The sequence below is a fragment of the Blautia sp. SC05B48 genome, assembly GCF_005848555.1.
GTDB lineage: Bacteria > Bacillota > Clostridia > Lachnospirales > Lachnospiraceae > Blautia_A.
Genome location: NZ_CP040518.1, coordinates 3596002 through 3607500 on the forward strand (window position 1 = coordinate 3596002; position 11499 = coordinate 3607500).

Genomic DNA, 11499 nt, shown 5'->3' on the forward strand with positions numbered 1-11499 from the left:
TTTTATTCCTTTTCCCCGCGCTCGCGGATGATAAATTTCAGAGAAGTTCCAGAAAATCCAAAAGCATCTCTGATCTTGTTCTCCAGATATCTTACATAGGAAAAATGCATCAGTTCCTTGTCATTGACAAAGATAACAAATGTCGGCGGTTTTACCGCAACCTGTGTCATATAGAAGATCTTCAGTCTTCTTCCTCTGTCAGACGGCGGCTGCTGAAGAGCGACTGCCTCAGAAAGGATCTCATTAAGAACACCTGTCTGGATACGGAGTGTCTGATTTTCGATAACTGTATCGATATTCTCGAAAAGCTTCGGAAGTCTCTGACCTGTTTTTGCAGAGATAAAGATGATCTGCGCGTATGGCATAAAGGAAAGGATCTGACGGATCTTTTCCGTATGCTTGTAGATGGTCTTGTCATTTTTCTCAATGGCATCCCATTTATTTACCGCTACGATAATACCCTTTCCTCTGTCATGAGCGATTCCTGCGATCTTAGCATCCTGCTCGGTAACACCCTCGGAGGCATCGATCACAACTACAACCACATCTGCGCGCTCTACAGCCGTCACAGTACGGATAACACTGTAGCGCTCGATCTCTTCTTTTACCTTACCCTTGCGTCGAAGTCCTGCGGTATCGATAAAAATATAATCTTTTTTGTTCCAGGTAACCTTTGTGTCAATAGCATCACGTGTGGTTCCTGCAATATTGGATACGATCACACGCTCCTCTCCAAGAAGCTTATTGATCAGAGAAGATTTTCCCACGTTCGGCTTTCCTACAATGGCGATCTTCGGAATATCATCCTGATCTTCCTCTTCACTCTTATCCGGGAACTCTTTGATCACCTCATCCAGCATGTCTCCAAGGCCTTGTCTGTTAGCTGCGGAAATCGGGATCGGTTCTCCGATTCCAAGATTGTAAAACTCATATACATCCATCATATATTTCTGGTGGCTGTCTACCTTGTTAACTACAAGACGTACCGGCTTGCCGCTGCGGCGGAGCATGTCTGCCACCTTGGCATCGGAATCCACAAGACCCTGGCGGACATCTGTGATAAAAATGATCACGTCTGCCGTATCAATGGCGATCTGTGCCTGCTCTCTCATTCTGGAGAGGATGATGTCGCTGCTGTCCGGCTCAATTCCACCTGTATCGATCAGGGTAAATGTCCTGTCAAGCCATGTGACATCTGCGTAAATCCTGTCACGGGTTACTCCCGGTGTATCCTTTACTATGGAAATATTGTCACCTGCCAGAGCGTTAAACAGAGTGGATTTGCCTACATTAGGCCTTCCCACTATTGCTACTACTGGTTTGCTCATAAATCTGTCTCCTTCTTGTTTGTTTATGTTCCGGAGGGTAGATCACGGCTTCCACCAGATCATGTCCTCCTGTGTCTACGATTACAATTTCTGTGTTCAATGCTTCCGAAAGTTCTTCCAGTGTCATGTCATCCAGAAAAATCTCCTCATCACCTTTCAGCATGCTGCATGGGATCAGAAGCTTCTCTCCAAGGTCAAGACCGGAAAGCTGCTCTTTCAGATCCTGCCCGGTGATCAGACCGGACACTGTGATCTTTTCACCGAAAAAACGATTCTCGATGGTTGTGACCGAAATCTGCACATTGGGATATTTCTTCTGGATCTCTTTTATATGGCGTGCGATAAAAGGCGCCGCCAGTTTTCCTGTGGCGATCCTGCCTGTCACCTTACGGTCGTCACCGGAAAGCCCCTCCAGCGTTTCTTTTACTTCTGTTTCCAGAAGCCTGAGCATTCCCACACCATTCTCAAGCTGCAGATATCCATCATATTCATCCTCACAGGGAAGCTCCCTGTCTGCCAGAATATACCATTCGTCTGAAGCATGGATAAAATGGATCCCATATTTCTCCATCATGATCTTCTGCCAGCGTTCGATCTGCCCCAGGACTTTTTCAGCATCTTCCTTATTAAAAGGTTCCAGAGGATAAAGACCTTTTCTGTATTTGGTAAGTCCTACCGGTACAACAGAAACGCTCTGAAGGATCGGCGCATAAGCAGAAAGCTTTTCAAGGCTGTATTCCAGCTCGTCTCCGTCATTGACGCCCTTACACAGTACAATCTGTCCATTCATGGTGATTCCTGCATTGTACAGCATATCCACCTTATCCAGAGCCTTTCCTGCAAAACGGTTATGCAGCATTTTACACCTGAGTTCCGGATTCATTGCCTGGAACGAAATGTTGATCGGTTCCAGATGATAGCGGATCACACGCTCAATGTCTTTCTCACTCATATTGGTAAGCGTAACATAATTTCCCTGAAGGAAGGAAAGCCTGGAATCATCATCCTTAAAATACAGCGTCTCACGCATACCCGGCGGCATCTGGTCAATAAAACAGAACATACACTTATTTGAACAGGAGCGATAGTCATCCATCAGTCCTCCGTTCTCAAATTCTATTCCAAGGTCTTCCTCATATTCCTTCTCTACCTCCAGCTCCCACTCCTCACCATCAGGCTTCTCTACCAGAAGCACCACGAGCTCTTCATTCATGAGATACCGGTAATCGAAGACATCTTCCACAGGCTGTCCGTTCACAGACACAAGTCTGTCTCCCGGCTCCAGCCCCAGCTCCTCGGCAATACTGTCGGGCAGCACCCTGGAAATCATATGCTTTCTTAATTTCATCATTATCTCCCTTTTCTATCCCGTATATAATAACAACTTTGCTCTTAAAAATCAACACTTTGAGAAAACACCTTGACTGACACGTGGGTCTGATGTTATAAATAGACTGAGAATTTTTAATGACATACACTTAGGAGGAATATTATGCCAAACATAGAATTGCTGGAAAAGTCTATGCCTGTTGCCCCGATCCGAATCGCCGCACTTGCCGGATGCCGCGAACTGGCCGAGGAGGTTGACAAAAAGCTGGTTAAATTCCGTAAAGAACTTGTAGCCGCCAAGAAATCCACCATCATCCCACAGGGATATGCAGAAAAATCTTTCCTTGTAGACTGCGAATGCCCACGTTTCGGAACCGGTGAAGGTAAAGGTTACATCAAGGAATCTGTCCGCGGAACAGACCTTTATATCATGGTAGATGTGACCAATTACAGTCTTACTTACAGCGTATGCGGTCATGAAAACCACATGTCTCCGGATGATCATTACCAGGATCTGAAGAGAATCATCTCCGCAGCCACCGGTAAAGCACACCGCATCAACGTTATCATGCCATTCCTTTACGAGGGACGTCAGCACAGACGCACCAAGAGGGAGTCTCTTGACTGTGCACTTGCACTTCGCGAGTTAAGTGCCATGGGCGTTTCCAACATCATTACTTTTGACGCTCATGACCCACGTGTACAGAACTCTATTCCGCTGAAGGGCTTTGATAACTTTTTCCCCACATACCAGTTCCTGAAGGCTCTGGTCAAAAATGTCCCTGATTTCAAGCTTGACAATGATCATCTCATGATCATCAGCCCGGATGAAGGTGCTATGTCCCGTGCTGTATACTTCTCCAATATCCTTGGAGTCGATATGGGTATGTTCTACAAACGCCGTGATTACTCCACCGTTGTCAACGGAAAGAACCCGATCGTTGCTCACGAATTCCTCGGAGATTCCGTAGAGGGCAAAGACGTTGTCATCATCGACGATATGATCTCTTCCGGAGAAAGTATGCTGGATGTTGCCCGTCAGCTCAAAGAGCGTAAAGCCGGACGTGTATTCGTCTGCACAACCTACGGTCTGTTTACAGATGGCGTAGCCAAATTTGATGAATATTACGAAAAAGGCTGGCTGGACAGAGTCATCACAACCAACCTTAACTATCGTATTCCTGAGCTTCTTGACCGTCCATACTATATCGAAGCAAATATGAGCAAATATCTTGCAAGTATCATCGATATCATCAATCATGATGTATCTGTCGAGAAGGTTCGTTCCAGCAACGAAAAGATCATGGATCTCATGAAAAAAGTCAACGAACAGTAATAAATGCTCCCAGGTTTCCACGTTTCCCGTGAGAAGCCCTGTGTGAGTAAAGAAAGAGCGGATTACAGCAGGTGCAGATGCCCGGCATTGAGATCCGCTCTTCTTTTATGCCTGCATCCAGAAAGATCCTCCTGTTCGCCTCCCACAGATTCAGCTGATATTTCCCATCTGGTTTTCTGTAAAAAAGCACATCCCAGTATTTTTCTTCAAACGCCTCTCTAAACTGATCGATCACATCTTCACTGACTTCATAGCAATCCTGACAGATAGAAGGACCAATGGCTGCATAAAGCTCTGAAGGATCTGTCTGAAATTCCTCAGTCATCTTTTCCACCGTCGCTTTACCAATCTTTCCTACAGTACCTCTCCAGCCGGAATGAGAAAGTCCCACAGCTTTATGTACCGGATCTATAAAGAAAAGTGGTACACAGTCCGCATAAAACGTTGCCAGCACCAGTCCCGGCACATTGGTGATCATTCCGTCCACATCTGTATAAGGCCTTGGTTTTGTGATCCCATTTCCTCTGTCTTCTTCCGTGACCACACGTACATTGGTGGTATGCGTCTGATCAGAGGTTACGATATCTTCCATGGAAAATCCCATAGCATCAGAAAGTCTGCGATAATTTTCCCTCACCGCAGCCTCATCATCCCCTCTTGTGAAGCTTAAATTCATAGATTCATAAATCCCCTGGCTTACTCCTCCCAGACGGGTACTGAAGCCATGTACGATCCCGGGAAATTTCTCAAAAGCAGGATATGTAAGCCAGGTAACCTCGTTCTTCTGATTTACATTCATTAGCTGTTTATCTTTATACCATTTTATTTTCATCTTATGTGACCAGTCCTTTCAACTGCAAAAATCAAAAGCATTTTTTATCCAGTGGATGTTCTCTCCATCAATTCCTACTACGTCAAAACGGCAGGGAGGCAGCTCCCGGTATCCATGGGCAATCAGATAAAACATTGCCACTTTGCTGATGATCCGCTGTTTTTCTCTCCCTACCGCTGAAAAAGGACTTCCGCTCTTTCCGTTCTTTCTGTATTTCACTTCAATAAACACCAGATATCTTCCATCCTGCGCAACAAGATCGATCTCCCCACTTCGGCAGCGAAAATTTCTTTCCTTGATCTGCAGCCCCTTTTCTGCCAGGAACGCTGCAGCAATTCCTTCATAATAGCTGCCCTTCTGTCTTCTATTTTCCTTCAGATAAACAAAACCTTTCTGTTTTTGATGTCGGTATCTTAAGTATTTTTATACAAAATGTGTGATAAATGTTTTTCTGTGTATCGGACTTGGTCCATATTTCTTCAGTGCTTCAATATGCGCTGCAGAACCATATCCTTTATTGGAGGCAAATCCGTATTCCGGAAGAACCTTATCATATTCTTCCATCATCCGGTCTCTGGTCACTTTGGCAACAATACTTGCTGCCGCAATGGATACACTTTTTGCATCACCTTTGATGATGGGTACCTGCGGAATCTGGATTTCCGGTATGGTAACCGCATCGTTCAAAAGCAGCTGCGGCTGTACAGAGAGCCTGCTCACTGCCTGACGCATTGCCTCATAGGTTGCCTGCAGGATATTGATCTCATCAATTCTCTCTGGACTTGCCATTCCGATTCCAACAGAAACTGCTCCCTCCAGGATCACATCGTACAGTTCTTCTCTCTTCTTAGCTGTAAGCTTTTTAGAATCATTCAGCCATAAAATATTGCAGTCTTTCGGAAGGATCACCGCACAGGCGACTACCGGTCCGGCAAGAGGGCCTCTTCCCACCTCATCGATCCCACAAAGATATCCAAGATGCTCATATTCATGTTCATATTTCTTCATGCTCTCTGTACGTACACGCTCATCCTCCAAAGCTTGAAGCTTTTTGTGATACTGCTGGATCAATTTCTGTACACCGCTTCTCTCATCATTTTCATAATGACGAAAAAGGGCGTTATATTCGCCCTCCTTCGCTGACGCAAAACGCGCCTTGATATCTTTCATTGTTTCCATTACACTTCCTCCGGTCCTTTTGGAAACTCCAGAGTCACTTTTCCCAGTTTTCCGGAACGAAATTCTTCCAGCAAAAGGCGGGATGCTTTCTCATAGTCAAGCTCTTCGCCCTTTTTCAGACATCCTCTTGCTTTTGCAACTGCAGTAAGGATATCCAGCGGTTTCAGCTCTTCTTCTACATTGTATCTCTCTCTGATCGCTGCCGGATAAAACTCCTGCAGATATCCGATCAGACCCAGGGCAAGTTCTTCAATATTCAGAATATCGTCCTTGATCGAACCGATATAGGCAAGACGCATTCCAACTTCCTGATCTTCAAATTTCGGCCAGAGAATTCCTGGGGTATCCAGAAGCTCCACACTTTTATTCAGACGTATCCACTGTTTTCCTTTTGTAACTCCTGGTTTATTACCGGTCTTGGCACAGGCTTTTCCTGCAAAGGTATTGATAAATGTTGATTTTCCAACATTAGGGATTCCTGCAACCATCGCACGTACCGGACGGTTTTTGATTCCTCGTCTCCGGTCTCGCTCTGTCTTTTCCTTACATGCCTCTGTGATCGCCGTAGAAACGGCCTTCATAGATCCCTTATTGCGGGAATCAATGCTTACCGCATAGATTCCTTTTTCTTTGAAGTATTCCATCCAGGCACGGTTCTGTCTCTCATCGGCAAGATCTGCTTTGTTGAGAAGGATCATACGTGCCTTGTTTTTTCCCAGCTCATCAATATCCGGATTTCGGCTGGAAAGAGGAACTCTTGCATCTACAAGCTCAATGATCAGATCGATCAGCTTGATATCTTCCTGCATCTGACGCTTCGCCTTCGTCATATGGCCTGGATACCACTGTACGTTCATAATTCACCTCATTTATCTGTACTTTAATCTGTTTACTTTGATCTATTTTATAAAACCTATTTTATTTTTCGGAGAAACTGTAAACCAAACTTTCCCGATAATGTACTTCTTACTGATATTTCCGATATCGCTGAAGCGGCTGTCCTCACTGTTATTGCGATTATCGCCAAGGACAAAATATTCCCCGCTTTCCAGAGTTATAGCACTATTCGCAAGTCCTCCATCTGTCATATCCTGATAAGCTCCATTTTCTTCATAAACCTTGCCGTTGATATAGATCTTCCCGTCTTTAACCTGAACAGTCTCCCCGGGAAGGCCGATTACACGTCGGATATGCAGGGCAGCCGAGTCACTGGCGCTTGTTTTAAAAACGATCACATCTCCACGTTTTGGTGAACTGATCTTATATAAAGCCCTGTTTACAAAAAACTTTTCACTTACAGAATACGTGGGTTCCATGGCACTTTCCTGCAATGTCACAGTCTGAAATGCAGAGATTGCAACCAGCACAGCAAAAACCAGGGTCACAATAATTTCAAATACCCACTTCACGATTCCTCTTGTCCTGTCATCGCGAAGCTTCTCTCTTGCTTCGGAAACAGCTCTGTTTTCCTTCAGATTTTCAATATTTATCTTCTTATTTAATCCCATATTCTATCCCCTGTATGTGCTTTTACACGCATACGCACTGATGTAAAAAGAGGGACAATAGCAAATGTTATTGTCCCTGCCTCTTTACTTATGAAATTATTTTACAAGCTCTTTAACCTTAGCTGCTTTACCTACACGATCTCTCAGGTAGTTCAGTTTCGCACGGCGTACTTTACCATGACGGATAACCTCAACCTTAACTACATGTGGGGAATGAAGCGGCCATGTTTTCTCAACACCAACACCATTGGAGCTCTTTCTTACTGTGAAAGTCTCTCTTGTGCTTCCGCCCTGTCTCTTAAGTACTGTACCCTCGAAGATCTGAACACGCTCACGTGTACCCTCTTTGATCAGTGCATGTACTCTTACTGTGTCTCCTACGCGGAACTGCGGTACTTCAGCTTTCAGCTGAGCGGACTCAATGTTCTTAATAATTTCGTTCATTTCTTTCTCTCCTTAATTATACTGGATGTTCTTAATACACATATGGTAACAGAGGACCATCTTTTATCACAACATCTGTGATTATACACTAGATAACTTCTCATTGCAAGGACTTTTTTTCCGGATTTTCGAGGGCTTTTACCAGCAAAGGACCTCATGTCCTGTTTCTGTGACAAGGACCATGATCTCCCACTGTGCCGATGGCAATCCATCCTCTGTCCGCACTGTCCAGTCATCGATCTCATCTGTATAGATTTCATCAGATCCCATATTGACCATCGGTTCAATAGTAAAGATCATTCCCGGTACCATGAGTACACCTGAACCTTCCTTAGATGTGTAGCTTACCCATGGATCTTCATGAAACTCAAGACCTACACCATGTCCGCCAATTTCTCTCACAACTGTATAGCCGTTTTCCACTGCATGTTTGTGTACAGCACTTCCCATATTTCCGATCGGTGTCCATGGTTTTACCTGTTCAAGGCCAAGCTCTACGCATTCTTTTGTCACACGGACAAGCTTCTCCTTCTCCGGACTTACCTGCCCAATACAGAACATACGGGAGGAATCAGAAAAATATCCCTGATAAATGGTAGATACATCTACATTGACAATGTCACCTTCTTTTAAGACAATTTCTTCATCCGGGATTCCGTGGCATACTACCTCGTTGATAGATGTACATACACTTTTTGGAAAACCTTCATAATCAAGTGGTGCCGGAATTCCGCCATGACGTACTGTTTCTTCATGTACCCAGTCATCGATCTGCTGTGTCGTTACACCTGGTCCGATATGCTCTGCAACATAATCAAGAACTGCAACATTAATCTTGCAGCTCTCTTTGATCTTCTCGATCTGTGCAGGTGTCTTGATCAGATCATGGTCAAGAACTGCATACCCCTTCTTTTTCATGAGTTCCATTTTTTCATCAAATGCTTCATGACATTTTTTATATTTTTTTCCGCTTCCACACCAGCAGGGATCATTTCGTTCGATTTTTTTAGACATCTTTTTCCTCTCCTTTTCGCAACTGTATGGCTGCTTTTTCTTTTGTATTTTATATGTTCAGATATGTTATATCTGTCTGTAATATTTTAACTGAATCAAAGAAGTCTCCTATGTGGTTGCGAGAAACAATAAGCTGTGGGTGGAGACTTGCATTCATTCGTTTGAATGGGAAATTATTCCGCCTGATTATCATAGCACAACTTTCTTTAGGTGAAAAGTATTCTTTGTGTTTTTGGTTTGTTTTGTATAACTTTTTGTGATTTTTCAATAAAAAAAGATCGTAATAGCTTGAACGATCTCTTTTTATTTATGTGTCTGTATTAATTATTTTTCGGTGGCTGCAGATTGTCGGTTTCCACCAGTTGCCATTATTCGCATTCGCCCAAGTGCACTGGATACTGCCGGAATAGAAATCACTACGATCGTCAGTACACCTTCCAGAAGAATATAACTGTAATTATAAATGATCGGATACAAAGCTGTCAGAGACTTCGGAAAATTATCCGGCATATAATCCATCCAGTAAAGATATCCGCCAAGTGCATGGAATGCCCCTCTTGCCAGAATTGCTATTATGTATGCTTTAAGAAGACCATGTTTTCTGGATTTTGCAAATAATCCTGAAAGTCCCATGGCTCCAAATGCCAGAATGTAATCACAGCATACCTGAAAAAATGAAAGGACATATGGCTCCTGGAGGAACTGAAAAATCCCATATACAAGGCCGGTAAGAATTCCTACCTTAATGCCATACCAGTAACCGATCAGAACAATAAACAGCATACTGAACAAGGTCACAGATCCGCCAAATGGCAGTTTAAATATCTTAATGTAGGAAGTTACATATGCAAGTGCCAATGCTACTGCACAGGTAACCAGCTGCTGTGTGGTAAATTTTAATACAGATGTGTTTTTCTGAAGTAATACTGCTATCAGAATTATCAAAATCAGAACTGCAATAACAGCTACGACATATCCTGCCGTTGTTAGACCGCCTTCGGCAGTCACAAGAAAATTAAACATACTCTTTTCTCTCCTCCTTACGATGAAATTACCCCAATCAAGTTCAAAGGTCGAAGCCTACACCTCCTCACAGTCTGGTCAGGCTCCTTTGGTCTTACCTATTGTAGCATATGGAAAAGGAGATGTAAATGGTGGGAGATGTATGATCATATACAACAAAATCAGGAGAAAAATCCATGTACTGATTTTTCTCCTGATTTCCTCTTTCCCTTTGTACCTTAAAAACTACATACATGCTTGTTGATGGTTAATCTTTTTGTTGAATCAATTCTAACCTGCGTACCGATTCACCAGCGGAGGTTATCCCCGCTTCCTCGGCTTTTTGGTCAAGCCCTCACCCGATTAGTAACAGTCAGCTCCATGTGTTACCACACTTCCACCTCTGCCCTATCTACCTCGTCGTCTTCAAGGGGGTTTACTTCACTAAGAATGGGATATCTCATCTTGAGGGGGGCTTCACGCTTAGATGCCTTCAGCGTTTATCCCTTCCGGACTTGGCTACCCGGCCATGGCTTTGGCAAGCCAACCGGTCCACCAGCGGTCCGTCCATCCCGGTCCTCTCGTACTAAGGACAGCTCCTCTCAGATATCCTGCGCCCACGCCGGATAGGGACCGAACTGTCTCACGACGTTCTGAACCCAGCTCGCGTACCGCTTTAATGGGCGAACAGCCCAACCCTTGGGACCTACTACAGCCCCAGGATGCGATGAGCCGACATCGAGGTGCCAAACCACTCCGTCGATGTGAACTCTTGGGAGTGATAAGCCTGTTATCCCCAGGGTAGCTTTTATCCGTTGAGCGATGGCATTCCCACTTAATACCACCGGATCACTAAGCCCTACTTTCGTACCTGCTCCACCCGTCGGTGTCGCAGTCAAGCTCCCTTCTGCCTTTGCACTCTTCGAATGGTTTCCGTCCATTCTGAGGGAACCTTTGGGCGCCTCCGATACCCTTTCGGAGGCGACCGCCCCAGTCAAACTCCCCGCCTGGCATTGTCCCACCGCCGGTTCACGGCGGCTGGTTAGAAGCCCAATATCACAAGGGTGGTATCCCAACAGCGGCTCCGCGGCAACTGACGTTACCGTTTCTCAGCCTCCCACCTATCCTGTACATGCAACACCGGACCCCAGTGCCAAACTGGAGTAAAGCTCCATGGGGTCTTTCCGTCCTGGCGCGGGTAGCCAGCATCTTCACTGGCACTTCAATTTCACCGGATGTATTGCCGAGACAGCGCTCAAATCATTACGCCTTTCGTGCGGGTCGGAACTTACCCGACAAGGAATTTCGCTACCTTAGGACCGTTATAGTTACGGCCGCCGTTTACTGGGGCTTAAATTCAAAGCTTCGCATTGCTGCTAACCTCTCCTCTTAACCTTCCAGCACCGGGCAGGCGTCAGCCCATATACCTCACCTTTCGGTTTCGCATAGACCTGTGTTTTTGCTAAACAGTTGCTTGAGCCTATTCTCTGCGGCCTGCTCTCGCAGGCACCCCTTCTCCCTAAGTTA

Annotated in this window: 11 protein-coding genes and 1 rRNA gene (1 of these 12 only partly in view); 1 reads left to right on the forward strand and 11 read right to left on the reverse strand. The window is 44.9% G+C overall.

Annotation, left to right across the window (positions count from 1 at the left end):
• Positions 1-2 precede the first annotated feature (2 nt).
• Positions 3-1328: a ribosome biogenesis GTPase Der gene (gene der, locus EYS05_RS16775; protein ID WP_015525309.1), complete on the reverse strand. Its 1326-nt coding sequence runs from the start codon at positions 1326-1328 to the stop codon at positions 3-5.
• On the reverse strand, positions 1291-2676 hold the full coding sequence (locus tag EYS05_RS16780) for a DUF512 domain-containing protein (RefSeq protein ID WP_118514489.1): 1386 nt from the start codon (positions 2674-2676) through the stop codon (positions 1291-1293). Before EYS05_RS16780 ends, der begins: the two co-directional genes overlap by 38 nt.
• A gap of 144 nt (positions 2677-2820) precedes the next feature.
• Between EYS05_RS16780 and EYS05_RS16785 the strand changes: the two genes are divergently transcribed.
• Positions 2821-3993, forward strand: coding sequence for a ribose-phosphate pyrophosphokinase (locus EYS05_RS16785; protein ID WP_015525311.1), 1173 nt, complete (start codon positions 2821-2823; stop codon positions 3991-3993).
• On the opposite strand, the gene pgeF is transcribed toward EYS05_RS16785, so the two are convergent.
• From pgeF to EYS05_RS16830, 9 genes are all read right to left on the reverse strand, one after another.
• Entirely contained in the window at positions 3980-4825 is an 846-nt protein-coding gene (gene pgeF / locus EYS05_RS16790; RefSeq protein ID WP_118514523.1) for a peptidoglycan editing factor PgeF, read from the reverse strand. The genes EYS05_RS16785 and pgeF overlap by 14 nt on opposite strands.
• An 18-nt stretch (positions 4826-4843) precedes the next feature.
• Positions 4844-5203 (reverse strand): YraN family protein, encoded by a 360-nt coding sequence (locus EYS05_RS16795; RefSeq protein ID WP_118369136.1) that lies wholly within the window; start codon positions 5201-5203, stop codon positions 4844-4846.
• A gap of 45 nt (positions 5204-5248) precedes the next feature.
• The gene (locus tag EYS05_RS16800; RefSeq protein ID WP_118514525.1) at positions 5249-6004 is read right to left on the reverse strand and encodes a ribonuclease HII; all 756 of its coding nucleotides are present in this window, start codon (positions 6002-6004) and stop codon (positions 5249-5251) included.
• Complete coding sequence (ylqF, locus tag EYS05_RS16805) at positions 6004-6861, reverse strand: ribosome biogenesis GTPase YlqF (protein ID WP_118514527.1); 858 nt, start codon at positions 6859-6861, stop codon at positions 6004-6006. The genes EYS05_RS16800 and ylqF overlap by 1 nt, the downstream gene beginning before the upstream one ends.
• Before the next feature lie 42 nt (positions 6862-6903).
• Complete coding sequence (lepB, locus tag EYS05_RS16810) at positions 6904-7512, reverse strand: signal peptidase I (protein WP_118514529.1); 609 nt, start codon at positions 7510-7512, stop codon at positions 6904-6906.
• A gap of 96 nt (positions 7513-7608) precedes the next feature.
• Positions 7609-7956 carry a 50S ribosomal protein L19 gene (rplS, locus tag EYS05_RS16815; RefSeq protein ID WP_015525316.1) on the reverse strand — a complete coding sequence of 116 codons (348 nt, stop codon included), beginning with the start codon at positions 7954-7956 and terminating at the stop codon, positions 7609-7611.
• Between the two features lie 138 nt (positions 7957-8094).
• A complete protein-coding gene (locus tag EYS05_RS16820; RefSeq protein WP_118369130.1) occupies positions 8095-8970 on the reverse strand; it encodes a methionyl aminopeptidase in 876 nt (291 codons plus the stop codon).
• 324 nt (positions 8971-9294) lie between these two features.
• Complete coding sequence (locus tag EYS05_RS16825) at positions 9295-9993, reverse strand: energy-coupled thiamine transporter ThiT (RefSeq protein WP_118624906.1); 699 nt, start codon at positions 9991-9993, stop codon at positions 9295-9297.
• Positions 9994-10315: 322 nt separating this feature from the next.
• Positions 10316-11499: ribosomal RNA gene (locus EYS05_RS16830) — 23S ribosomal RNA — on the reverse strand (it continues 1704 nt past the right edge of the window).